32 protein-coding genes are annotated in these 22,978 nt (G+C 48.3%); 24 read left to right on the top strand and 8 right to left on the bottom strand.

Annotated features, from left to right (window positions below):
• The first annotated feature begins 102 nt into the window (after window positions 1-102).
• The gene (locus tag ACN0TT_RS11105) at window positions 103-1,641 is read left to right on the top strand and encodes a DNA cytosine methyltransferase (protein ID WP_417762216.1); all 1,539 of its coding nucleotides are present in this window, start codon (window positions 103-105) and stop codon (window positions 1,639-1,641) included.
• Between the two features lie 110 nt (window positions 1,642-1,751).
• Here ACN0TT_RS11105 and ACN0TT_RS11100 read toward each other — a convergent pair whose 3' ends face one another.
• The 4 genes from ACN0TT_RS11100 to ACN0TT_RS11085 all read right to left on the bottom strand — a co-directional run bounded on the left by ACN0TT_RS11100 (window position 1,752) and on the right by ACN0TT_RS11085 (window position 5,769).
• A complete protein-coding gene (locus ACN0TT_RS11100; protein ID WP_417762215.1) occupies window positions 1,752-2,978 on the bottom strand; it encodes an integrase domain-containing protein in 1,227 nt (408 codons plus the stop codon).
• 335 nt (window positions 2,979-3,313) lie between these two features.
• Entirely contained in the window at window positions 3,314-4,351 is a 1,038-nt protein-coding gene (locus ACN0TT_RS11095; RefSeq protein WP_417762214.1) for a tyrosine-type recombinase/integrase, read from the bottom strand.
• A gap of 21 nt (window positions 4,352-4,372) precedes the next feature.
• Entirely contained in the window at window positions 4,373-5,074 is a 702-nt protein-coding gene (locus tag ACN0TT_RS11090) for an SGNH/GDSL hydrolase family protein (protein ID WP_417762213.1), read from the bottom strand.
• Between the two features lie 17 nt (window positions 5,075-5,091).
• A complete protein-coding gene (locus tag ACN0TT_RS11085; protein ID WP_417762212.1) occupies window positions 5,092-5,769 on the bottom strand; it encodes a helix-turn-helix domain-containing protein in 678 nt (225 codons plus the stop codon).
• Between the two features lie 113 nt (window positions 5,770-5,882).
• Between ACN0TT_RS11085 and ACN0TT_RS11080 the strand changes: the two genes are divergently transcribed.
• The 16 genes from ACN0TT_RS11080 (at window position 5,883) to ACN0TT_RS11005 (ending at window position 14,792) form a co-directional block, all read left to right on the top strand.
• A complete protein-coding gene (locus tag ACN0TT_RS11080) occupies window positions 5,883-6,089 on the top strand; it encodes a DNA-binding protein (protein ID WP_417762211.1) in 207 nt (68 codons plus the stop codon).
• A gap of 66 nt (window positions 6,090-6,155) precedes the next feature.
• Window positions 6,156-6,701: a phage regulatory CII family protein gene (locus ACN0TT_RS11075; RefSeq protein ID WP_417762210.1), complete on the top strand. Its 546-nt coding sequence runs from the start codon at window positions 6,156-6,158 to the stop codon at window positions 6,699-6,701.
• Window positions 6,702-6,712: 11 nt separating this feature from the next.
• On the top strand, window positions 6,713-7,165 hold the full coding sequence (locus ACN0TT_RS11070; RefSeq protein ID WP_417762209.1) for a hypothetical protein: 453 nt from the start codon (window positions 6,713-6,715) through the stop codon (window positions 7,163-7,165).
• Between the two features lie 264 nt (window positions 7,166-7,429).
• The gene (locus ACN0TT_RS11065) at window positions 7,430-7,660 is read left to right on the top strand and encodes a hypothetical protein (protein WP_417762208.1); all 231 of its coding nucleotides are present in this window, start codon (window positions 7,430-7,432) and stop codon (window positions 7,658-7,660) included.
• Window positions 7,660-7,926, top strand: coding sequence for a hypothetical protein (locus tag ACN0TT_RS11060; protein ID WP_417762207.1), 267 nt, complete (start codon window positions 7,660-7,662; stop codon window positions 7,924-7,926). Before ACN0TT_RS11065 ends, ACN0TT_RS11060 begins: the two co-directional genes overlap by 1 nt.
• Window positions 7,923-8,192, top strand: a complete 270-nt coding sequence (locus ACN0TT_RS11055; protein ID WP_417762206.1) for a hypothetical protein — start codon at window positions 7,923-7,925, stop codon at window positions 8,190-8,192. The genes ACN0TT_RS11060 and ACN0TT_RS11055 overlap by 4 nt, the downstream gene beginning before the upstream one ends.
• Window positions 8,189-8,416 carry a hypothetical protein gene (locus tag ACN0TT_RS11050; protein ID WP_417762205.1) on the top strand — a complete coding sequence of 76 codons (228 nt, stop codon included), beginning with the start codon at window positions 8,189-8,191 and terminating at the stop codon, window positions 8,414-8,416. The genes ACN0TT_RS11055 and ACN0TT_RS11050 overlap by 4 nt, the downstream gene beginning before the upstream one ends.
• Window positions 8,413-8,826 carry a hypothetical protein gene (locus ACN0TT_RS11045; RefSeq protein ID WP_417762204.1) on the top strand — a complete coding sequence of 138 codons (414 nt, stop codon included), beginning with the start codon at window positions 8,413-8,415 and terminating at the stop codon, window positions 8,824-8,826. Before ACN0TT_RS11050 ends, ACN0TT_RS11045 begins: the two co-directional genes overlap by 4 nt.
• Window positions 8,823-9,413: a hypothetical protein gene (locus ACN0TT_RS11040; RefSeq protein ID WP_417762203.1), complete on the top strand. Its 591-nt coding sequence runs from the start codon at window positions 8,823-8,825 to the stop codon at window positions 9,411-9,413. Before ACN0TT_RS11045 ends, ACN0TT_RS11040 begins: the two co-directional genes overlap by 4 nt.
• The gene (locus tag ACN0TT_RS11035) at window positions 9,410-9,949 is read left to right on the top strand and encodes a DNA methyltransferase (RefSeq protein ID WP_417762202.1); all 540 of its coding nucleotides are present in this window, start codon (window positions 9,410-9,412) and stop codon (window positions 9,947-9,949) included. The genes ACN0TT_RS11040 and ACN0TT_RS11035 overlap by 4 nt, the downstream gene beginning before the upstream one ends.
• Window positions 9,949-12,207 carry a replication endonuclease gene (locus tag ACN0TT_RS11030; protein WP_417762201.1) on the top strand — a complete coding sequence of 753 codons (2,259 nt, stop codon included), beginning with the start codon at window positions 9,949-9,951 and terminating at the stop codon, window positions 12,205-12,207. The genes ACN0TT_RS11035 and ACN0TT_RS11030 overlap by 1 nt, the downstream gene beginning before the upstream one ends.
• Complete coding sequence (locus ACN0TT_RS11025; protein ID WP_417762200.1) at window positions 12,194-12,433, top strand: hypothetical protein; 240 nt, start codon at window positions 12,194-12,196, stop codon at window positions 12,431-12,433. The genes ACN0TT_RS11030 and ACN0TT_RS11025 overlap by 14 nt, the downstream gene beginning before the upstream one ends.
• A gap of 49 nt (window positions 12,434-12,482) precedes the next feature.
• Entirely contained in the window at window positions 12,483-13,493 is a 1,011-nt protein-coding gene (locus ACN0TT_RS11020) for a DNA cytosine methyltransferase (RefSeq protein WP_417762199.1), read from the top strand.
• A gap of 1 nt (window position 13,494) precedes the next feature.
• On the top strand, window positions 13,495-13,791 hold the full coding sequence (locus tag ACN0TT_RS11015) for a hypothetical protein (protein WP_417762198.1): 297 nt from the start codon (window positions 13,495-13,497) through the stop codon (window positions 13,789-13,791).
• Window positions 13,792-13,837: 46 nt separating this feature from the next.
• Window positions 13,838-14,149: a hypothetical protein gene (locus ACN0TT_RS11010; protein ID WP_417762197.1), complete on the top strand. Its 312-nt coding sequence runs from the start codon at window positions 13,838-13,840 to the stop codon at window positions 14,147-14,149.
• A 16-nt stretch (window positions 14,150-14,165) separates the two neighbouring features.
• Window positions 14,166-14,792, top strand: coding sequence for a 3'-5' exonuclease (locus ACN0TT_RS11005; RefSeq protein ID WP_417762196.1), 627 nt, complete (start codon window positions 14,166-14,168; stop codon window positions 14,790-14,792).
• Here ACN0TT_RS11005 and ACN0TT_RS11000 read toward each other — a convergent pair.
• Together ACN0TT_RS11000 and ACN0TT_RS10995 are read right to left on the bottom strand one after the other, a co-directional pair.
• A complete protein-coding gene (locus ACN0TT_RS11000; RefSeq protein WP_417762195.1) occupies window positions 14,767-15,060 on the bottom strand; it encodes a helix-turn-helix domain-containing protein in 294 nt (97 codons plus the stop codon). The two genes, ACN0TT_RS11005 and ACN0TT_RS11000, sit on opposite strands and share 26 nt — an antisense overlap.
• 282 nt (window positions 15,061-15,342) lie before the next feature.
• Window positions 15,343-15,591: an ogr/Delta-like zinc finger family protein gene (locus ACN0TT_RS10995; protein ID WP_417762194.1), complete on the bottom strand. Its 249-nt coding sequence runs from the start codon at window positions 15,589-15,591 to the stop codon at window positions 15,343-15,345.
• A 183-nt stretch (window positions 15,592-15,774) separates the two neighbouring features.
• On the opposite strand from ACN0TT_RS10995, the gene ACN0TT_RS10990 reads away from it, so the two are divergent.
• The 3 genes from ACN0TT_RS10990 (at window position 15,775) to ACN0TT_RS10980 (ending at window position 16,662) form a co-directional block, all read left to right on the top strand.
• A complete protein-coding gene (locus tag ACN0TT_RS10990; protein ID WP_417762193.1) occupies window positions 15,775-16,203 on the top strand; it encodes a hypothetical protein in 429 nt (142 codons plus the stop codon).
• Window positions 16,196-16,390 carry a hypothetical protein gene (locus ACN0TT_RS10985; RefSeq protein ID WP_417762192.1) on the top strand — a complete coding sequence of 65 codons (195 nt, stop codon included), beginning with the start codon at window positions 16,196-16,198 and terminating at the stop codon, window positions 16,388-16,390. The genes ACN0TT_RS10990 and ACN0TT_RS10985 overlap by 8 nt, the downstream gene beginning before the upstream one ends.
• A 71-nt stretch (window positions 16,391-16,461) precedes the next feature.
• On the top strand, window positions 16,462-16,662 hold the full coding sequence (locus ACN0TT_RS10980) for a hypothetical protein (protein ID WP_417762191.1): 201 nt from the start codon (window positions 16,462-16,464) through the stop codon (window positions 16,660-16,662).
• On the opposite strand, the gene ACN0TT_RS10975 is transcribed toward ACN0TT_RS10980, so the two are convergent.
• Both ACN0TT_RS10975 and ACN0TT_RS10970 read right to left on the bottom strand, forming a co-directional pair.
• The gene (locus ACN0TT_RS10975; protein ID WP_417762190.1) at window positions 16,659-17,711 is read right to left on the bottom strand and encodes a phage portal protein; all 1,053 of its coding nucleotides are present in this window, start codon (window positions 17,709-17,711) and stop codon (window positions 16,659-16,661) included. The genes ACN0TT_RS10980 and ACN0TT_RS10975 overlap by 4 nt on opposite strands.
• Window positions 17,693-19,489, bottom strand: coding sequence for a terminase large subunit domain-containing protein (locus tag ACN0TT_RS10970; RefSeq protein ID WP_417762189.1), 1,797 nt, complete (start codon window positions 19,487-19,489; stop codon window positions 17,693-17,695). The genes ACN0TT_RS10975 and ACN0TT_RS10970 overlap by 19 nt, the downstream gene beginning before the upstream one ends.
• A gap of 198 nt (window positions 19,490-19,687) precedes the next feature.
• Between ACN0TT_RS10970 and ACN0TT_RS10965 the strand changes: the two genes are divergently transcribed.
• The 4 genes from ACN0TT_RS10965 to gpM all read left to right on the top strand — a co-directional run bounded on the left by ACN0TT_RS10965 (window position 19,688) and on the right by gpM (window position 22,931).
• On the top strand, window positions 19,688-20,593 hold the full coding sequence (locus tag ACN0TT_RS10965) for a GPO family capsid scaffolding protein (protein WP_417762188.1): 906 nt from the start codon (window positions 19,688-19,690) through the stop codon (window positions 20,591-20,593).
• Between the two features lie 45 nt (window positions 20,594-20,638).
• Window positions 20,639-21,670 carry a phage major capsid protein, P2 family gene (locus ACN0TT_RS10960; RefSeq protein WP_417762187.1) on the top strand — a complete coding sequence of 344 codons (1,032 nt, stop codon included), beginning with the start codon at window positions 20,639-20,641 and terminating at the stop codon, window positions 21,668-21,670.
• A gap of 65 nt (window positions 21,671-21,735) precedes the next feature.
• Window positions 21,736-22,242, top strand: coding sequence for a hypothetical protein (locus tag ACN0TT_RS10955; protein ID WP_417762186.1), 507 nt, complete (start codon window positions 21,736-21,738; stop codon window positions 22,240-22,242).
• Window positions 22,173-22,931: a phage terminase small subunit gene (gene gpM, locus ACN0TT_RS10950; RefSeq protein ID WP_417762236.1), complete on the top strand. Its 759-nt coding sequence runs from the start codon at window positions 22,173-22,175 to the stop codon at window positions 22,929-22,931. Before ACN0TT_RS10955 ends, gpM begins: the two co-directional genes overlap by 70 nt.
• Window positions 22,932-22,978 lie beyond the last annotated feature (47 nt).

Here is a 22,978-nt window from a genome sequence, read left to right as displayed (position 1 = left end):
GTTATTAGATTCGGACTATACCCCCTGTTTTTCTAAACTAATCTATTGCTCGTCAGCTTTAGCCTGGTATGATTGCCAGGCATTTTTATTAGTGGTAATGAAATGGAAACAGGTGAAGTGCTTGTAATTGACCTCTTTGCGGGGCCAGGCGGGTTAGGCGAGGGTATATCTTCTGTCAAAGATGAGAGTGGAAACTATCCATTCAAAATTGGTGTATCCGTAGAAAAAGAGCCTTCTGCGCATAAAACATTAACAACGAGAGCATTCTATCGCAAAATTAAAGCGTTGGATGGCGGGTTAAATGATTACTTTAGATATGTGCGCGGAGAATTAACTCGAAAAGAAATTTTTAGTTTATATCCAGTCCAAGCTGAAGAGGCAAGTTACGAAACGTTAGAGCAGCCTAGGGCGCTTGGTGACGATAATGAGTTAATTCATGCTAGAATTCGTGAACTGTTGATTACCCATCAAGGGCCTAAGATCGTTATTGGAGGTCCTCCATGTCAAGCCTATTCGTTAGCTGGCCGTTCTCGCAATGCTGGAATAAAAGACTATAGAGCTGAAAACGACAATCGAAACTTCCTATATAAGGAATACCTTAAAGTACTTTCTATCGCACAGCCTGATGTGTTTGTTATGGAAAATGTACGAGGTATCCTATCTGCCAAAATTGACGGCAAGGTTATGTTTCCTCAAATATTGGAAGATTTAACGAATCCGGAGCCTTTAACGGATGGTGGGAGTGCCTATAAATATAGAATTTTTTCGCTTGTAGTTGAGGCGAAAGATCCGAAGGACCCAAAATACCCTGATTCCTCTGACTTCCTCATTCGTTCAGAGCATTATGGTGTTCCTCAAGCACGACATCGAGTAATTCTTTTAGGTGTACGACAAGATATAACCGGAGTACCCGACATCATTTCTCCAATTACGAAAACAGTAACTGTCGAACAAGTTCTATCCGATTTGCCACCACTCAGAAGTGGTTTTTCTAAGCAGAAAGATCTCCAAAAAGACTGGGAGAGACAAGTTTCCAAAAACGCTAAAATTTTGAAGCATATGCTGAAAAATCAATTTGCTATTGAAGCTATCGATAATTTAAATCTTGAGCCAATGTCGGGATTGATGCGTCAAAGTAGTCACTTAACTGAAGTAGAGAACAACATACCTCCGCATTTAGAAGATTGGTATTTAGATAATCGACCGGACTGTGTCTTAAACCATGCGACTCGCGGTCATATGACATCTGATTTGCTTCGTTATGCGTTCAGCGCAGCATATACTAAGTTAAGTGGCGGCACTTCACCTAAGGCTAGAGATTTTCCGGCAGAGTTGGCTCCTGAACATGAAAATTGGGATACAGGTTCGCATGCTGATCGTTTTCGCACACAAGCGGCCAATAAATTCGCAACCACTGTCACTAGCCATATCTCAAAAGATGGCCACTACTTCATTCATTATGATCCACAGCAATGTCGAAGTTTGACAGTTAGAGAAGCCGCAAGGTTACAAACTTTTCCCGATAACTATTTGTTCGAAGGTAATAGAACACAACAATACGTTCAGGTTGGAAATGCTGTTCCACCGTATTTGGCACAGCAGATTGGCAAGGTTGTGTTGGGGCTGTTGAGTCGAAGTTAATAACTCTTTAAATGACATACGAAAAGTATATCAGGCAGCTAAAGCTAAATATGCAGTTCGCAGGTAAGTATAGATATTCTTGTCTCAAGAGCGATTTTTAAATTGGAAAATCATTTTAATCGTGTCACTGAAAGATTTCCTTCAGCCGTCTTTTCAATGTGTTCACTCCACCAGCACATCATTTCGCGGCGACGTTCTAGGAAGTCGCTGCGGTTATATGCCGCCCTTACCTGGTTTTGGTCAACATGTGACAGTGCTGATTCAATCAGGTCAGAATCGAAATTCTGGTTGTTAAGTGTGGTACTAGCAAGCGCTCTTAAACCATGACTTACGAGACGGTCTTTAAACCCCATGCGTCTTAATGCCATATTGGCTGTTTGAGTATTACAATGACTTCTGGGGTCCCTATCTGATGGAAATATATAGCGTCTGTTGTGGCTGATAGGTTCCATGACTTTGAGAATTTCTAGCATTTGGGGTGTGAGAGGGATCTTATGTTCCCGTCGTCTCTTCATTTTGCTCGCCGGTATTGTCCACACTTTGTTTTTGTAATCTATCTCTGCCCATTCGGCCGTCGCGGCTTCTGATGGTCGAGTGATTGTGTGCAATTGCCATTCGAGCAGACAGCGAGTAACGCGCTTAATCGATGCTTGTGCCAAAGTTCTCATCAGCTCATTGAGTTCTTCAGGCTTAATGCTGGCCATGTTTTCTTTTTTAGGTTTTTTAAACGCAGCCTTAATGCCGCTTAGAGGATTTGCATCGGTATAGCCACAGTTGACCGCAAAATTGAATATCTCGTTCAGGCGCTGTGATAGACGTCTTACCGTTTCAAGGCTACCTGTCGCTTCGATTGGGCGAAATATTGCAATGACTAACGGAGCTTTTATCTGTTCTAGAGCGTAATTCCCTAGGCTAGGGAATACGTGCCGCTCCAGTGACCCCCATACTTTAGAAGCATGGTTTTCCGTAATGTCATGCTTTTTGACATTTAGCCATTCCTCAGCCACTTTTCTGAGAGTGTATTCATTCACTTTTAGCTGTGCTAACCGTTGTTCCTCACGGTGAATTTTGGGGTCAATTCCTCGTTCTACAAGTCCTCGCTGTTCTAATGCGAGTTCTCGTGCAGTTTTAAGACTTGTTGCAGGATAACTGCCCAGACTGATGTTGACTCGCTTCTTGGTGATTGGATGGTAATAGTTAAAGTTCCAATGTTTTGAACCGGTCGCTCTTACTCGTAACTGAAGACCATTGCCGTCAGATAGGACTAAATCTTTATCTGTTGCTTTACACTTTTTTATGGTGTTATCTGTAAGCGGGGTCGTCAGTCTTGGACACATAGTAGCCTCAGCAGTTCGAAACGTAGTATGTCTAAACATAGTCAATAATAGCGAGGAATACTAGATGACGATCTATGAGCTTCGGTTTCAGAAAAATTTTATCGGACGTTATTGGAATATAACTGCATGATAATCAATAATTTTAGGCAAGAAAAAAGACGTCCGTGGACGTCTTCGTTCTTTCAAGTGGTGGAGGCGGCGGGACTTGAACCCGCGTCCGAAAAACCTACGTTATGTTTGTGGTGTTTAAATATCAATAGGTTAACGTAAAATCAAAGGGTTAAATGCTATATGTTGTTATATGATGCGCGCCTATATCAATCTCTATCGCCATTTCATCGCCACTTTTCAAAATTGAACTTAGCCATTGGCCCCTTGGTTAGCGCATCGTCTAAATGGTCAGGGGCAAAGTGCGCATAGCGCATAGTATCTTTGATATCCGAGTGCCCAAGGATGCGCTGCAGTACCAAAATGTTGCCGCCGTTCATCATAAAATGACTGGCGAACGTATGACGCAGAACGTGGCTGCACTGCCCCTCGGGCAAATTTAGTTTGGTGCGGTTTACAGCCCGTTCAAATGCTTTGCGGCAATCGCTGAAAAGTCGCCCACGCTTGCGCGGCAGCATTGCGGCTAAGTCTGGCGATATTGGCACAGTGCGGTTTTTCTTGCCTTTGGTATTGATGAACGTGATCCGACTGTTCACCACTTGATTGCCTGTTAACGTTTCAGCCTCAGACCAACGGCAGCCGGTTGCCAAACAGATTAGCGCAACCAACTTTACATCAGGGTTTTGGCTGGCTTCGCATTCCTGCAACACGATGGGGATTTCTTCGTCATACAAAAAAGCCATTTCGTTTTCAGGGATTTTGAACTTGGCAAAGCTATCAAGCGGGTTAGGGTATTTCCAGTCGCCAAGGCGTTTCAATTCATAAAAAACGCTAGACAAAAAAGACTGTTCCAAGTTGATAGTTTTTGGCTTTACTGCTCGGCAATTACCCTGCAAATCTGCAATCTCACCATTCAACCGCTGCTGGCGATACACGGCAAAATCGTTAGCAGTTAACAGCCGAGCGGTAGGATCACCAAGCCCTTGGCAAATCATATTGAGCTTATGTAATCGGCCAGATGAATAGTTAAGCTGCTGGCCGTGGAGTTCATACCATCGCTGACAAAGTTCACTTAACTTGCGGTTATCGTCACGTTCGCCAAGCCACGGCGTATCATTCACATTGCGCAAGGTAAAGTTTTCAAAAGCCTTAGCCTCACCTTGAGTGGCAAACCGTTTTCTAATCCGTTTACCGTCTGCACCGTTAGGGTACATTTCGCTAAGCCAAGGCTTTTTGGAACCGTCTTTTAAGTTACGGACAACCATAAGTTTTTAATACTCAAAAAATTAATTTATATTGTAAATATCAGATAGATACTCAGGATAACTTCCAATTGCATAAGCACCAAATGTTAAGCTGTCACCTAAGCAATAGACATCTTCAAACTTAAGATTTTTTGACTTTGCGAAGTTATAAATAAGTTTTGACAGCTTTTTGTAATAGTCGTCATTGAAGTGTAGACCATCACTAACATAGTCATTTTCATCAATTATTTGCGAAGTATGAACAATATCAATTTTATATATAGATGCTAACAAATTTATGCGGCTATTGTAGGCGTCAACCTTGGATTTTGGGGATTTATAATTTGAGAAAAAGCCATGTCTGTACTTATTTAATATTTTTCTATCAAATGCTTTTGGTATAGACAAAATAATAACATTTCTAGTTTTAGAGTATATTTTATTTAGAATAATACTGTAGTTTGACTCAAACAAATCAATATTGATGTCATTGCCAGCCCAGTTTAATGCATCATTAGTACCTATAAGAATAATAACAAGAGAGTTTTTTGAAAAACTTATTGAATCTATTCTTTTTAATAAATCATTAGTATTGTTTCCAGAAACTCCATAGTTGAAAACTGGAACGTCTTTTTTTATTTGCGAAGCATTAAAATCATCGACGTTATGTTTTTTTTCAAAACCACAAGAGGTAAGCGACAAGATTAATGAAGCTAAAATAAAACGGCATAAAATCTTATACATTTTATATACCTTACCGATTAACACCGCGCCAGAACGCTAACAACCTTGCCGTGGATCTTGGTTGAGGCCAAATCCACTTCATACCGTTCACCGCTATCAATCAAATAAACCTTGTTATCTGGCAGCAGCTTCATTTCACCAATCTTGTGAATACCACCAACGCTATAAAGGTATTGACCATCAGTAACCGTGGTTTCAGTGGAAGAAATAAAGAAGTATTTGCCGCTCTGCTTGATCACAAAGTCATTCTGTTTGGGGAATAAACCGAACTCAACCATAGCATTAGCGTCAATTCGGTAATTGACGTAAGGCACCAACTTACCGTTATCGATGGCCTTAACTTTCATAATCGGCAGCGATAGCGCCTCGTCAGGTTCGGTGATGGCATAAATAGCCGTCACATCACTAACACCATCAACAGACTGCTTACCACTATGGGGAAACTCTGGACCAGTACCAAAACACAGGTACTCGATGTTCGCCCCAGTTGCAAAATGCAATCTGAGCAGCAATTCATGCGGAACGGTTGATCTAGTGGTCCAAGTTGAAAGTGTGCCAACTGAAACGCCAATAATCTCCGCTAATTCAAGGCGGTTACTAAGTTTAAAAAGGTGAATTAGCCTCTCGATTAGCGGCTTTCCACCATCGATATGAATGGGTTTATCCAAGTCGTATCGAAATTTACCAAATTTCATATTGACGAAGTTGCTCATAACGATCAATAATCCTTACCAATTTGAAACCACATATACACGCAGCCAAACGCATCATGTGGCAATAGATACAAACTGACTGAGGATAGCACCAAATGAGCAATTTGACACTGCACATTGACTCACCCGTACTGACATATGAAGAGTTCGGACGCCGCACAGGCATGTCAATTCACTTGATCCGCAAGATGGTTAGCGAGGGGCGTTTGCCAATCGTGCCTAAGCGCAAACCAAAGGACACCCCATTTATCAACATGTTGGCGCTATCTCGCGCAGCATCTGAACAGCAATTCACCCTCTAACTCAGTTTGTCATTTGAATAGTCGTTTTGACTGAGTTCAGCATCGCGCATAAGGGAGAATGCCGCCATGTATGAAGCGCCAACAGGCATACAAAAGGGAGCAGGCCAGCCGCAGTTAATGGGCTCGCTGCGCCAATTTGCCGATGACGAAAACCTAGTAGATATCGCAGACCGCGCCGGAATGCGCTCAGCACAACTGCTGCGTAACAAGCTACTAGCCGACCAGCCGCACCAAATGACCATTCACGAAGTCGTCAAAGTCAGCTTAGCCAGCGGTAACCGCTGCATTGTTGACGGCATATTGCGTGAACTGCAATGCGCGCCATCAGTTGCGTTGGAACAGTTCAACAATAGCGAAAGAACATCACTCACAGACCGCGCACTAGACATCAACGCCAACGCCGCCCAACTCGGCGCTATCGCGCTGGATGTAAAAGTGCGCCGTGGCGTCACCGAACGCATGCGCCATGAAGCCGTGCGCCGCGCCAGCCGCGTAATGAGTGAGCTAGCCGTTTTTTGTTACGAAATTGAACAACGTTGCCAAGCCATACCAGTGCTGTCAGTCGCATCAGACGCACTGCAATCTGGCCTGCAACTGCCGGGCTTATCGTAGGAGCAAACACCATGCACACAGTAATGACACGCGATGGAGCAGTAGAGATTGGCGGCGGTGGCCGCAACAGTGGCAAAACAGCCATTATGGCAATCCGCAACATGCTGGGTAAATCAAGCCTTGCCAGCGTTTACGACAAACTAACGCAGCAGCAGCGCGCCACCGTGCTTTATGCCGCACGCATCAAACCGTCAACCGCTATCGACTCGCCACTAATGGCACTCACTATCGACCAGCGCGAAGCTGTGCGCACCGCCATTATTGCCCTTTCCGACATGGGCAAAGCATTCAGCATGGTGCCATGCGGCCGCGAGCAAATCCTCGGCACACCAAAACCGCGCCATCAAGTACCCAACAAAGTCGAACCCGCCAACGAACCACCGCACATTGATGAACGCCTAGCGGCCACCGCCAAGCTAGCCGTGCAACTCATGGATGAAGCGAAAGGGAAGAAACGCGCATGAGCATATTTAACGATGACTCATACAACATTTATTGCCAGGGCTGCGGCGCCATGCTCACCACCTTAAACGTGGGCGGTTACCAATGCTTTTGTGACAAATGCGTAATGGCAATGCCGCCATTACCACAGGAACGGGGAGGGTTTCACATCGAGGGAACATACCCAAATTTTACATGGGTTCAGGCAGCAGTAGCCCAATAAAGAAAAAATCCGATAGCAGCAACTATCGGATTCGTGCCGACGCCATAACGTAAGGAGTTAAACAATGTCGACAACAACAAGCTTAACACCGGCTCAAGCAATTGCCAACGAGGTTAATTTGGTCATTGCCACCATCAACAGCCCAACGCCATGCGCCAAAGAAATGGCCGAGGCTGCGCTCGAATCACTGCAAGCCGTTGCGGAATCACTCGCGCCAACAGTCGCGCGCGATATCAAAGTGCGCCTAGTAGCACTACGCAACAACATCCATGTACAACAAGTGAGGGCAGCGTAATGGCACAAGCAAAGCTCAACATGGAAAAAGTGGAACACCAACGCCTGCGCAAAATGCTGGCAGATATGCTGGCAATTCATGCCAACCGCCTTGAATCGCAAGGATTAGATTCGGCAATTCTATTCAAACAAATGGCCGCAGGTGCTGAGCGTTTTTGTAATGAGGTATTGGTTGACGTAGCAGCGGCGAACATGTGCCGAGAAACATTTGAAGCCATGCACCAGCTAGAACGCGCCACCATTCTTTGCGGGAGGGCGGCAGCATGAAGTTATCTACATTAGAAGTTGCCGAACACATGGTAACAACAGGAAAGGCTTATACGGCAGCAACGCTTGCAAAAGAGCTTGGCATAACAGCAGTTGAGGCATCGGCAAAGCTGTTCAACATAAGAACAACACCGAAGTATTACACCCACGTCACCGAGCTGCCAAAAAGAACTGTACGAGTAAAAGCGATAAAAGGGCAGAGTTCAAATCAAGCCATGTGGAACCTAGCCATATTTGGCAGACAACTCGGGGGATATTCAGCATGAGCCAACACGCAGAAGCACTGGCACGGCTGCACCTGCGGCCGTCTTTTAACTCAGCCATCAGCCTTGCTGCCTGTTTCGCTGAAACCAAGCCAACTAAAAAGCCATCACGTGAAGCCATCGCGCGCGGTCAACGCCTGCGCGCCATTGAGCACCACCAAGAACGCCGCGCACTAGCGCAACAGCTGGGCATGACAATGGCAGAACTCGGGGAGGCAGGGCTGTGAACCACGAACCCGCATATGCCATTCGCTTTAACCGTGGCAATTTGAAAGGCCGCTATCTAACCCGTGATGCCGGTTATCTGCGCGGCAAACTGCTATGCAAAACACTGGCAGTTAAGCCAGACACCATCACCAGTGAAAGCGTGGCTGATGTTTGGTTGTTTACCGATCGATCACTCACATCATTACAAAACGAAATGGTGGATTTACGGCGTGCAGGTTTTAACGTTGAAAGTGTAGAAATCGGTGACATTGCCAACGCAGAAGCTAGCAAGCGTACCTTACTCAACCAACTGTCAGCACCCATTCACCAAGCACTGCGCAGTATTGATGATGGTGATCTAGCTTATGCCGCCATCGTGCTTAGAAACTGCTTAGGCAAAATCGCCGAAGCTAAGGCGGGTGAGCTATGAACGAGCGTCCGATTTCATTCAACGATGAAATGATTAGCGCCATTTTAGCGGGAGAAAAACAGCAGACGCGCAGACCATTAAAACCACAGCCAGAGGGCGGAGCGCACCGTGACTTTGGCAGATGGTGTAACGGAAATAACGCAAGGTTGATTTGCAAGCATGGTGCGGTTGGTGATCGGCTTTGGGTGCGCGAAGCACATTCAATAAGAGTAACGCCATGGGCGCTTAGCAATGGCCTTGCTTGGTATCGCCGTTCAGATATTGGCGATATGTGGGCAGGTGAAATCAGGTGGCAACCACAGCAACGCATGCCGCGCTGGGCAAGCCGCATATTGCTAGAAATCACCAGCATTCGTATTGAACGACTGCACGATATTAGCCAAGAAGATGCCAAAGCGGAGGGTTTTAAAAAGCCATTAAAAACACCTGATATCAAGTATGCACTAGATGATTACTTGGTAGATGAACGCACATCGTTTGCAGAATGTTGGGATGGTATCTATTCCACATGGAGCGAAAACCCTTGGGTTTGGGTGATTGGCTTCAAAGTGCTTTCCACACAACCGCAGTGGGAGGCAAAAGCATGAGCAGCACAACAGGAAAAGTGCGGCCGCACGAGCTTTACCCAACGCCTGATCCAACCGTATTAGCATTGCTGCAGCAGTTGCGCCTACGTCCTACGGATCACTTTCTTGAACCATGCAAAGGAACTGGCGCAATATTCAACCGCATCGGCTTACCAGCAGAGCAAAAGCATTTTGCCGAGATTCAAGAGGGCATCGACTACCTAACCACGCCGTTTCAACAGATGGATGTGATCATCACTAACCCGCCGTTTTCGCTGACTTGTGAGTTTTTACGCAAATCACTGAATGAGTTAGCGCCAGATGGCACGCTGGCCTACCTGCAACGGGTGAACTTTTTAGGCAGCAAAACCCGCATACCGTTTTGGGCTGAAATAGGCTTCCCCCCCAAAATGCCAATCATTGTGCCGCGTCCACGTTTTGTTGGCGGTGGTTCAGATAGCTGCGAATACTGCTGGTTTATTTGGGATAAAGGCAACCGCTTCCCAAATATTCCATTAGGTGCTAGCCACCTGATCAGCGTAGAGAACGCCGCCTAATGGACTTAGCCAAGTTTGAACGCCAAGCCGGGGCGAATGTCTCGGCTATTTTTATCACCGCAAAACAGCGCGCTGATCTCAAATGGTCGCAAAAGCAGCTTGAATTCCTGCCTGATGATATCGGGCTAACGCTGTTTATCGACTACCTCAGCCGCTACAAACGCGGCGAACACGGAGAACGCAACGCCAACATTTGGTTGCGCACTCGCTGCGAGTCCATCAAAAAAATAACCAAGCGTTTCCCAATCCCAATGTGGCACATGCGCACCGATATTAGCCGCGCCGCCATAGCCAAAGAATGGGCCGGCCGCTGCCAACAGTTGCTGAATAACGCCACACAGTTCGGCCATCACCAAGTTGATGCCAAAGAGCTCATAGAAATCGTCAAACAACCCGCCGACCAATGGGGCATTAGCCCTGCAATACCGTCATTTAAAGACTACGCCAAGCGCAAAGCCAAAGGCGAGTTTGACGAGGACCCAAGCTTTTATAACGCAGTTGCTGGCGCAATCTGCCGCCTCACCGACGATAAATGGTGGACGCGCCAAATTGAGCGCTTATTCCAACGCTACCAAGAGCACACCGCCATTGTGGTGGGAAAAGTGCGCGCGGGTGTCTCGCCATACGTCAGCAACAAAGCGCTGAAACACCACAAAGCCAAAAAAGCCGCCGCAGAGGCATGGCTAAATGGCAACTATGTGATCAACCGCGAACACGATTTAGAAATGTTACTCGCCGAGGCCGTGGCCAAAAGCGTGGCTAACCCAGTCAACCGCCGCAACGAACTGATGGTACGCATGCGCGGCTTTGAAGAGTACGCCAACGATAACGACTATCAGGGCGTGTTCTTCACATGGACAGCCCCGAGCCGTTACCACAGCTACGTGAAAAGCAAAAAGGGGCCAAGCCACGCCAACCGCAAATACACCGGCGCCAACCCACGCGTAACCCAAAAATATCTCTGCCTACAGTGGGCCCGTTGCCGCGCAGCGCTAGCCAGAGAAGAAATCCAATTCTTTGGTTTTCGCGTAGTCGAGCCACACCACGACGGCACACCGCACTGGCACATGCTGCTATTCGTTAACCCAGCCCAGCAAGCCGACTTAATCAGCTGCATGGAAAAATACGCCACTGCTGTTGATAAAGATGAACTGATGCGAGGAGGAGAGTTTGACCCAACACCACGGTTTGAAGCCAAAGAAATCGACAAAGAACGCGGCAGCGCCACAGGCTACATTGCCAAATACATCGCCAAAAACATTGACGGTGCCTACGTGGCCGACGACCACGAGGCAGAAAGCTCAGGTATTCACGGTGCCGAGGGTGTGGCCGCTTGGGCCAGTTTGTGGGGCATTCGTCAATTTCAACAAATCGGCGGCCCGTCCGTTACTGCGTGGCGTGAACTGCGGCGCATTCGCGAAGCACTTGATCCGGGAGAGCTAAACAGCGTCGACATACTAGAAGCCGCGCGCCGTGCTGCCGACAACGGCAACTGGCAAGATTTCATCGAACGCATGGGCGGCGCCTGCATCCCACGCAAAGACCGACCAATACAACTGATGAAAACCATTGCCGAAGCCGCCAACCAACACGGCGAGGATATCGTGCGCATACGCGGCGTGATGTCGAACACCTTAGCCGCACCAACCCGCCTTGATGGCTGGGAAATATCCAAACATCGGCTAGCGGACGCCACAGGCAACACCGCTTTGGCTCTTGATTTGGAGCAAGGCGCAAGCCGCGCAGCTTGGAGTTCTGACAATAACTGTACGCAAGGATCTAAAACGCAAAAAGAGGATCGCCGCTTGATCGCGGAACTCGAAAAATTAGGTATAGAGCCTTGCGATCTCGCGCTACTGCGAAATGGTGCCGTTATCAATTCGTCTGGATCTTTGGTCCGTCTGCGTAAAAGCGCCAGCGATGGCGCCGCAATGTTGATCGTCAGCCGCGCCAGCGATACCGCCAGCGACAACAACGCCGACTGGCACGACATGGACAGCGCAGCCCTGCATGACGCCAAGGCACAAGCAGCAGCGGAACGCGCCAACCTACGCGCCGAGGCGTGGCAGCTAGTTGAACACGGCGGCGATGTTGAGGACTGGATAAACCAACAGCCAAGCATCACCAGCGCCGAACGTGCGCTTGAACAGCTGCAAGACGTGCTGGAACTAGAACGCATTGAAGAAGCCATGAACACCAAAGCCGCGCGCAAAGCTGCCGAGGTCAAATACTGGAGTGAATACGATGCCGATTTTTGACAAAAACAACGCCGAAGACCGCGCCGCGCTTGCGGCCATCTTTGCCGAAACCGCAGCGCACACCGAACGGTACAACCGCTGCAAAGCCGTGCTTGATGCACACATGCCACGGCCGCAAATCATCGCATGGTTAAACCGCCTCGAACCAACCGAGCGGGAACGCTGCCGCGCAATACTCAACAACATTAAAAATCAACGCCGCGAAAAAGCGGAACAGGGGGAGTGATGGCTGTATTAGCTAAAAACTCACAGTTAAGCCTTTGGGAGAACGATCAATGGCAGCTTATTACAACGAAATCGACCCTTTCGCAGCTGAATGGCTGCGACAACTCATTAAACACGGCCACATCGCAGACGGCATTGTCGACACCAGAAGCATTGAAGATGTGCGGCCAGATGAAATTAAAGAGTTTACCCAGTGCCACTTTTTCGCCGGTATCGGCGCCTGGTCTTACGCTTTGCGTCAGTCCGGATGGGACGATTCGCGACCAGTTTGGACAGGTTCATGCCCCTGCCAGCCTTTCAGCTCGGCAGGCAAAGGAGCTGGGTTTGATGACGAGCGGCACCTCTGGCCTAGTTTCTACTGGCTCATCAAACAGTGTCGCCCTCGAGCAGTCTTTGGTGAACAAGTTGCAAGCAAAGACGCAGAGCCTTGGCTCGACCTTGTACAAGATGACATGGAAGCCTTGGACTATGCCTTCGGGGCTGTCGCGTTTCCGTCTGCGGGCGTCGGTGCGCCGCACATCCGGGACAGAACTTATTGGGTGGCCGACTCCGAACTCGAGCAACGTCAAGAACGCGTATCAGGACGCGGAGAAAGTGATAGCAAGAAAGGAAGCGGGACGACAGAGCAACCTACAGGACTTTGCAGCGTTGGCGGGATGGGTAACACCGAACGCACGGGACTGGAAAGACTCAGCTGGGGACATCAAAGCAAGGGCGGACGGCAAACATCGATTCGACCAAGTGAGCCGACAAGCGCCGCTAGCCGGTTGGCCGACACCCAAATCGGCGGAAGCAAAGAGCGGATTGAGGACATCGGACGGGAAAAGAGGATTAAACACACTGGATCTTGTGAAAAATCAAATTCCATGCCGACTAACGGTTTCTGGCGAGATGTTGACTGGCTGCTCTGCCGAGATGCCAAGTGGAGGCCAGTTGAACCCGGCACATTCCCGCTGGCTCATGGCGCTACCAACAGAGTGGGACGATTGCGCGGCTATGGTAACGCTATCAACGCCGAAGCGGCTAAAGCGTTCATAACATCATTTATGGAGAGTAAATAACATGCAAAAACTAATCACAGGTAAAAGCTACGTCAAAATCACCAAACCGTACTCATTTGACGACTTAGACGGCCGCAAAGAGCAATTTCTAGTGAAAGCGGTTGCGTTCACCGTACAAGAAAAACCAGCAACGGTGTTATTCGTAGGTGAGCGTAAACCGCTGCCGCTGCCTGAACACTTCGCCAGCGATAAGTGGTACTTCATCATGGACCACAACACGATGAAAAAACGCTGGTTATACATCGGTGATCCAGAGGATAGCGAAATTTTGGGGCCGTATTCGGATGACGAGGAGTAAATAACATGCCAACACTACTGCGCGGCCTCGAACAAGGGCCACCATCATGGACTTAATCAGCCTCACCGATATCAAAAGTGAAAAGATCATCGGCGGGTTAGTCGATTACTACGTCAAAGGCCACAGCCTTGGCGTAGCCGCAACGCTGAACGGTGAAAGCAAAGGCAACTTAAGCACCGCTAAATCATCACTGGACGCCAAAGCAGAAATCGTTTGGCGCATCACCGAGCGCGAAAACGCCCGCAAGGGTTATGGGTTTACTCAGAACAAAACAAATGAAGTTATCCGCTTCGATAAATTCGATATGGAAATAATCAACACAGGAAGCCAAGTAATTAAAGGCTTAAGTAACAAATGAACTGCGGAGTGAAAAAATGAAATACGATAACGTCACTATCGACTTAGAAACACTCGACACCAAAACTAGTGCCAAAATACTCAGTATTGGCATTGTACCGTTTAACTTTAATGAGAACGTCAGCTTTGCAGAGCTATGCAGCAGAGAAAGCAGCCTATATATAAAAATTAATCAGTATATGTCTTACGAATTCTTGTTTTATCAACAGGGATTTACCGAGTCAGAATCAACACGCCATTGGTGGGAAAAACAAGGCGATGCAGCAAAACACGTATTAGATGAAGACTTCGAAAATGACTTAGTGATAACCGATGCTTTAGAGATACTAAGCAAGCACTTGGAAAAGTATGTTAAACCGTTAATTAAAGACGGTGGGCACATCTATTGCCGAGGGTACGACTTCGACGGCGGCATTTTGAACCATCACTACAGCCAACTACAAATGCAAGCACCGTGGCAATACAACCGCTTCCGCTGCATAAGAACATTCATTGACGCTTTAGCTAGAACACGAAACGGATATATTAAAGGGGATAATCCAGCGGGATTTATCAAGCATCATGCCTTGCATGATGCAGCAGCTGATACGTTAACAATGATAAACATAGCAATGGATGCTATCCCGGCAACAACTCCGCAATAGCCTTCAAATGGCCTAAAATCTTTTCCCGCTCACACGTAGACAGCGTTGGCAGCGCTGTCTGCTCATAATCAAGCAACTCATGCAACGGCACATTAAGCGCGTCAGCAATCGCCAGCAGCACACTTAGCCGCATATCGTAGCCGTTCTCAATCTTACCGATAGTGCGCTTGCCAATGCCAACCACAGCAGCAAGCTCGATTTGGGTCATATCCCGTTGTTTCCGATAATGGGCAATCCTTTGGCCGATCAGAACAAATCTGATGGTCATCTAATGTAAAGCCCCTGTGATCTGTAGCAGATAAAGTCGCAGAAATTTGCACAAAGCATAGTACAAAAACGTCATATTTTGCCATTAGTGACAAAAATTTGACCTTATTATCAATATGTAAAGGATTTCACCCACAGAACGGAGTTGTATAGATGTACGTGCTAATTAATCAAATGGACGCAGTATTAAACGCGATGGATCACGCAAACACAGAACAAGAAAAAGACATAGGCATAAGCATAATGGCGCTAATCGTTGAACATCATAAGCGCCACTTACCAACTACAGCGCCAACTCTTGCTGCAGCTGCTTACGCTGCTCAGGGGGCATGCAACCAATCAACGCGCGAACCACCTCACTTGATTGCTTAGCGGCTGGGCTAATAGTGTGGCTATAACTCAAGTTCATCACGAACGTATGGCCGCACTCCGGGTCACCGCAACTACAGTACAGGTCAGACACCTGTATAGATAACCGATTCGTTTTACCTATTATTGCTTTACTACCGCACACTGGACACAGAACCCGCATCGCCATTCCCTCATAAGCTGCCACACGGCCAGTGTAGGTTAAATCACTGGATTTTTAAACAGTGGTGAGTTTATGCAAAAAATATTTGAAATATTTTTCAAGAAAAGCTTGCATCAAAGTATAGGGTATCCTATATTAAATACATAGGCCGAGCACAAAGCGAAGCGAGTAGGAGAGAATAAAATGTTTCACACTAGCCCAAACAAAATAGAAGTCGGTAGCATAAATAAATTTGGCATTGCCGGGTCATGTCTATTCTTCTCTGATGATGTATACCGCATGAGTAATGAATCTAGTTTCACTTACGAAGCTGATTTTGACTGCATTCGTGCTTCGCGTCTGGAAGATGAAGATATTACGAATGAAATTGTCGAAAAATTTGGGGTTGATTTCGACACAGCATGTAGTTTGCTTGACGCGTCTGTAAGCGAGTGGAATTTTGAATGTTGTGACGGAGAGTTAAGTTGGTGGCTTCAAGGTAAACGCGGAGAATGCGCAGTAAAGATGGGTTACGATGGATGTGAAGACGAAGACGAGCAAGGCACAGTTTACATCGTACCGATGTTTGGCCGTGAATCTGAATTAAAATTGGTTGAAAGCAACAATGAATAAAACAGCCCAACAAGCCGCCAACCGCCGTCAGGATGAAAAACGCCGGAATCAACCAGCGTTCCCACGCACATTTTTAGATGCAGAATCTGCAGAGTTACGCGATAAACTGCTGCAGATTTATGGCACTAATGCAGAGATTTTGCGCGAGGGGATGCGACTTTTAGCTGAAAAGCATCAGTTGAAATAATAAATAGCGCGGCCTAAGCCATAGCATGAATGCTTTTATAAGCAATAAAAACAAAGTGATAGGTGATAAATATGTATCAAGAAGCCAAAATAACCATCAACGAAACCACAATATCAGACGCACAAGCATCAGTGATTAGAGTCGCTCTCGAGAATTTTGTTGAAAGCATGGTTACAGATGGGCTTGGTAATGACCAGCACGGCATAGAGCTAGCAGAACTATATAAACAGCGCGCCGATGAAATCAGAGCGCTTTTATATAACAAAGATTAAGCCGCGCTATTTGCCTCACTCAAATCAAACACCAATTTCAAGCTGCGTGGCACCTCGGCATCACGCTCAACCGCATCAACCAGCAGCTTGATCAGCAACTTGGTTTCATTGCGGAAATACACACCATCGTAAGCATTGGGGTTACCAAGCCCAGCGGTATTGCTGGGGATAATGCCAGCTAAGCCGGGCGGAAAGCGGTGAGCTACCAACACATCCTGCGCGCTCACGTTCTTAACGTTCAAAAACTCGTCTTTAGACTCAAAATTACCCACCGGGATGATCTGCACCCCTTTTTCGCCGCCGTCTGGAATATTCACAAACAGCGATTGGAAGTTACCCACGCCTCTTGATTCTTGGATCTTGGTGCGCAGCAATTTTTCAGTATCAACATCCATGTTCGGGTCATTGGTATACAGAATAAAGCCCATGTGCGCGCCATTGATGTAATACTTGCGCCGAAACAGTGTGGCATCCTTATTTAACAACGCCGACTGCAACCCGCCGATGTAATCCACACCGCCATACACTTGCTGAATCGGATCATACTGCTTGCACCAAATCACATCTTTGGCGGCATAAGTGCGAAACGTATTGTTGCGCTCCAGCACCACCGCGCCACCATCAACACCATAGCGGGTGCGGTAACTTGGCAACGGGAACAAGCGCACCGGTTGCTTAAAACCGTTGCGGATCTTAAGCAACGCCACATCACCAAATTGCACCAGATTCAAAAACGTTGCCTTGACTTGCTGAAAATCCAACCCGCCGCGCTGATATCGCGCCGCCGCCATATTGGCGCGGCTGTGCACAATACCGCCGTGGTGCGGATTATCGCGGGTTAACCGCGCCAACAAATGCCGATCAATCGGCGGTTCCCAACACTGGCGGTATTCATCAAAAAAAAGCGTGTCATAGTCCGTCAGCCACATGTCTGGCATCACCGGTTCAGGCAGTGAAAACACCACCGGCTGATTAGCTGGCTTAGCCTCAACACTCATTTGCTGCGCCGCAGCTGCTTTGCGCGAATTGTTTACGCGGCCATTGCCCATGTGGACTTCCTCTTAGTGGCATAGTTGATAGGTTCTTTAATAACGGCGTGAGAAATAGCCCAAAAGGCGTCAGCGTGGCCGACCTTTTCTGAGCGGTCAGCCTTAAATGTCATCATGCTGCCGCTGCTACTCATAGAACGCTTGATCGCCATGAATGCGGCGGGGATATCAACCATTGTTTGGTCAAATTGGAGACGGTCAGCCTCAATCACATCAATCATCTTGAGCACTAACCGCGTTTTGTTTTCATTGCTGTAGTGGATGGCGTGCGCTTCGCGCGGGTACAGCGGTGAGATAATATCCCACACGCCAGCGCCTAAGCCCGTGGTATCAATGCCAAGCCATGTCACGTTATAACGCCTAAACATCGCCTGAATCTGCTCAACGTGATACTGAAAATTAACGCCTTTCCAGTAATGGCGCTCAATCACACGGAACTTTTCACCGTCGCTAATTGGCGGAACCACCACAACCAAGCAAGCATTATCGCGGGTGCGGCTTGGGTCATAGCCTAGCCATACCTCACGGTTACCCAGCGGCCGAGCATCACCGGCTTTAATATCGGTCCACTTGGCCGCGTCATACATCGCCTTTTGCAGCTTGCTGAACTTGAACACGCTGGCTTCATCGTCAACAAACTCACACAAATACAGGTTTTGGAATACCGCCTCGCTGTACTCTTCGCGCAGTTCGTCAGCGTCAATAAGGTCGCAGCCCATAGCCACAGCGGTGTATACGTCAATAATGTAACGCCACTGCTTATCAGGGCAGATGCGGCCACCATCACGCAGCGCTTTATCAGATGGGAACTCAATATTTTCGCGGTCAGCTTTATCGCCTTTCCATTGCGCGCCAGTCCAGAACGGATAAGCGGCATGGTTTTTCGCGCTTGGGGTAGAAAAGTAGGTTTTACGAAAGCGGGTTTGTGTCGCACACGCCGACACCACATCACTAACGCGCTTGAAGTCCTTAATCCAAAAGTATTCGTCAATGTAAACGTTGCCGCTGCGCGACTGCGCCGAGTTAGCGCTGGTTGCCAAAAAGTGCAGCTCAGCGCTATTGCTTAAAATGATCGGGTTGCCTTTCAGCTCGATATCAAAAAACTGCTTAGCAATTTTTACGATATAGCTGCGGAACACCTCAGCCTGTGCGCGAGTGGCAGAGATAAATATCTGGTTTTCGCCAGTCAGTACCGCATCTTCAAACGCTTCGCCAGCGCAGCCGTAAGTAAAACCGATTTGGCGCGACTTCAAAATATTGCGCGTGCGCGGCATGGACGGGTCATTTTTAACGTCACGCATCAGCTTTTGATAGCCAAACAAGCTATCTACCCACTCGGCAAAATCATCCGCGGTTAAATGCGATACGTCATTCTTGCAGCTACCGCCTTTGCCTTTTTTACCACCGCCAGCGTTGCCGCCTTTATCTTGTCCAGCATGGTCATTACTGGCTGTGCTCGATGCGGCAAGCGGCTGTTCGCCACGCTTGGCAGTCTCGGCGCGCTGCTTTTTCAGCTTCACATGCTTTTCAATCAGCATGTCGAGTTCTTTGATCTGCGCCGGTGACTTGTCATTAATATCAGTCAGCAGCACAATGCGCCGAGCAATGGCTTCGTCCACTTCCTCTTCACGCAGCATATCTTGCCAGCAGTATTTATCGGCCCAGTAATACACCACCCGCGCATTGGGCAAGCCCAACTCCATGCGGATTTCATCAGGTGTATAGCGGCGCAAATACAGCCGTTTGGCAGCTTCGCGTAGTTCGGGGGAATAGGCCATAACGTCACAGTTCACAGAAACATGGCGCCAGTGTAGCCGCCAAGTTAACCGCAATAACGACCTAAAATTATTAGAAATTCCAAATAGTTAAAAATCGGAATCCACCAAAACCAAACCAAGTGAAAGCCACTTTACCCGCCGCTATGCTGCCACTGTTTATTGATGCATCACCGCACACACCAACAGGGCAACAGCACCATGGCAAAAACAACAGGCTGGGTAATCGTAGCGACAGAGGGCACTACCGTTGACGGACGTTCAATCAGTAAAGATTGGATCAACCAAATGGCCGCGTCATACGACACCGAAGAATACCAAGCCCGTATTTGGCCTGAGCACTTCCGCTCAAGTTGGGGGGCATTTGAGGGTAAAGCATGGGGTGATGTACTCGAATTAAAAGCCGCAGAACAAGGCGGCAAGCTGCGCCTATTTGCCAAACTGCGCGCCAATGACTACCTACTGGAAGCCAACAAAGACGACCAAAAGCTGTATACCTCGATTGAGCCAGAGCCAGATTACAAAGCATCAGGCACCTGCTACCTAATGGGCCTCGCCGTTACCGACAGCCCAGCATCTACCGGCACCACCCGCCTGAAGTTCTCAATGGGCAACAACGCCAAAGAACACGAATTTAGCGCCCTTGAAACGCTAAAAATCACCGATTTTATTCACAGTGATGAACAACAAATGCCAACTGAAAAAGGCTTGTTTGCACTGCTGAGCAACTTTTTTAGCAGCGGTCACAAACCAACAGCCGCCGAAGCAGAGGAAGAACCAATGGATAAGCAACAGTATGACGCCCTCATGGGCAAAATCGACGGCATCGGAGAAAAGGTGAACACGCTGGAAACTCAAGTTAATGAGTTCAGCAAAAAGCCTGCTGATGACAAACCAGCAGACAAGCCAGCGGACACCGTGACCGATAAGTCAGAAGACAAGCCAGCAGCAGGCATCACCGCTGAACAGTTCAGCCAACTGATCGAAAAGGTTGACAGCATTGGCACCAAGGTAAACGGCCTTGATACCCAGTTCAAAGCCTTGAGCAAAGAAACGGCTAATCAAGAGCCAGACAAAACTGGCGACGATTTCGCGTCAGTCGTGTAAGCGCGCGGCAATTAGTCACTAATCCAATTTTTCGGAGAACAACACATGAACATGACAGCCATTGCCCGCCAGTGCATGAACCATTATCACAAGTCGATTGCTCACTATTATCAAGTCGACAATGTATCAGAGCAGTTTGCCGTTACGCAGGTAATGGACACAAAACTGCGCGCCGCCATGCTCGAAAGCGTGGAATTTCTCGGCATGATCACCATGCTGGACGTAGATCAAATGAAAGGCCAAGTAGTTAGCGTTGGTAGCTATAACATTGCTACAGGCCGCAACGCATCAGGTCGTTTTACCTCTGGTCAAAGCGTTGATGGCAACCAATACGAATTGGTTGAAACTGACAGCTGCGCCTATGTCACTTGGGCACAAATGGCCGCATGGGCCAACAGCGGCACACAAAACCAATTTGCATCACTCATGAGCGCAAACGCCACCAACCGCTTTGCACTGGATATTCTGCGCATTGGTTTCAACGGCACCAGCGTAGCAGCTACCACTGATCCAGTAGCCAACCCATTAGGTGAAGATGTCAACATCGGCTGGCATGCGCACGTAAAAGCCGACGCGCCAGAGCAAGTTGTCACTGATGACATCTACTTCAACTTTGAATTGCCAGTCGGCACCGAACCAAAAGCGGGCGAATACCGCACGATAGATGCAGCAGTCACCGAACTGAAAGCCTTGCTACACCCATCCATTCGCAATGATCCACGTTTGCGCGTGCTAATTGGCTCTGACTTAGTATCAGCAAGTCAATCACGCTTAATGAACCAAGCCAACACGCCAACTGAAAAAGTTGCCGCACAGCAGTTGGACAAGAACATTGGCGGCTTGATCGCACTGCAACCGCCATTTTTCCCCGGCAAACGCTTGGTGGTCACCATTCCAACCAACCTGCATTACTACAAGCAGAAAGGCACCTCTAGCCGCATGGCAGAGAACGTACAAGACCGCAAACGCCACGAAGATAAATATTGGCGCATGGATGGTTACGTGGTTGAAGAGTACGAAGCTTACGCAGCAATTGACGAAGCCAACGTCACCATTGGTGCGGCGCCAGACGCATAAAGCTAGCGCAACCAACAGCCCCGCGAGAGCGGGGCTTGTATTGACAACATAAGAGGGTAACAGCCATGGGCGCAATCGCTGATTTCAAAAAACGCCACCTGATTAAGCAAGCAGCAGCAGGTGACGAAAAAGCCAAGAAAAAGCTGAGTGAATCCAAGTTGCTTGAACAAAAGCAAGCAGCCAAAGACGCCAAAGCCAAGCAAGAAGCCGAAGCCAAAAAGCAGGCCGAAGCAGACGCAGAGCAAGCCAAGGCAGATGCAGCAGCCAAAGAGCAAGCAGACGCCGAAGCCAAAGCCGACGCGCTGAAAGCTGAAATGGACGAAGCGGGCGTATCGGTTAACGACATTAGCACCGCAGCGAACGACACCGCAGCAAGTGCCGAAGCCATCAGCGAAGCCGCGCACGATAGCGCCAGCGCCGCAGAAGATGTCAGCGCAGCAGCGAGTGAAGTCAGCAGCGCAGCAGATGAAATTACCGCAGCGACTGCCGAGCTAAAAAAGTCATCAGCCACGGCGCCAAAATCATCGCCTACAAAGAGCGCTGCCAAGCAAAACGGCAGTTCGAAAAAGTAGCGCAAAGCGGCAGTGCGGAGCAGGCACCAAGCCTGCACCTGCAACTGCTAGAACTGGATGCCGATCTAGCCGGGCTCAAACGGCTAGAACGCAGGGCAGATAAAGTCACACACAAGCGTGACGTGCTGTTGCCCAAATGGTTGCCAATAGTCAACGACTACTTGCAGCAGATCGATAGCAAGGAGATTACACCCCATGATAACCCGTTATTTGCGTACTGCATTTTATGGCTTTTTGATGTTGGCGACTTCGGCCGCGCAATTAGTTTTGGACTACGTGCCATTGATTTGGGCCAGCCTACGCCAGCGCGTATCAAACGCACTTGGCCGACATTCATTGCAGGAACTGTGTTGGATTGGGCACTTGTGCAAGCAGAAAACGGCAACAGCGTGGAGCCATATTTCGGGCAGGTTTTTGCCAAAGTCAAAAGCGGCTGGAAGTTACCAGAGCCGGTTACAGCGGCCTACTACAAGCAAGCGGGGCTGGCACTCATTCGCGCCACTGATGGCACGGTTAAACCATCAACGGTTGGCGATGTTGCAACGTTGCAGCAAGCAGATGCGTTACTTGAAAAAGCCCAGCTTATCTATCGCAATGCCCAAGTAAAAACCATTAGAAACCAGATAGCCATGCGCCTGCGCGCACTCGACAAAGTGCCGGGGCTAAGCCTCGACAGCGCAGACGCATAACGGGAACGACTCCCAACCCTCCAGAGCCCTGCCTGAGTGTTTTTCAG

This window comes from Shewanella sp., from assembly GCF_048265805.1.
Lineage (GTDB): Bacteria > Pseudomonadota > Gammaproteobacteria > Enterobacterales > Shewanellaceae > Shewanella.
Note: the sequence above shows the minus strand (reverse complement) of the source record. Positions and strands in the feature narration are given on the sequence as shown.